Below are 410 nucleotides of genomic sequence, written 5' to 3'. Positions count from 1 at the left end.
GGCCCGGCAAATTCAACCAATTCAATACAATAAATTGGTATCAACAAACTTGGCACACTATTGAGTTCTCAAACAACAGACACACCCGGCACCACCACAACCAACAAACAGTCAAGGATCGCTCCGGAGCAACTTTTCAAASTTACCCGAGTCCGGACCGCTTTGCAAATCAGCGTTTCCGCGACCCACAAACCATCCAACCCGCCCCACCCGAACCCGGAGCGCACAAAACGCCGACCAGATCCGGTCTTGAAATTTAGGGGATTGGCCGCCTCCGGTTCCCAGCATTTCCGCTGGTCTCCCTCGCGGCGACTTAGAAAACAATACACCCACCACGCCCCCACCGCAACTCCACCCCCCACACCCACCCCACCACCCAAAAACCCCGCCACCACAACCCAAAACCACCC

1 protein-coding gene is annotated in these 410 nt (G+C 55.5%); it reads left to right on the top strand.

What is annotated here, in order from left to right; all coding sequences use genetic code 11:
- On the top strand, positions 1–260 hold a 260-nt coding region (locus AC1DDH_RS20700; RefSeq protein WP_476956250.1), incomplete at its 5' end, for a hypothetical protein.
- Positions 261–410: the final 150 nt, after the last annotated feature.

The organism is Arthrobacter sp. 10T425 (assembly GCF_056393985.1).
The sequence above is the reverse complement of the archived record's forward strand: the minus strand, read 5'-3'. Positions and strand labels throughout refer to the sequence as shown.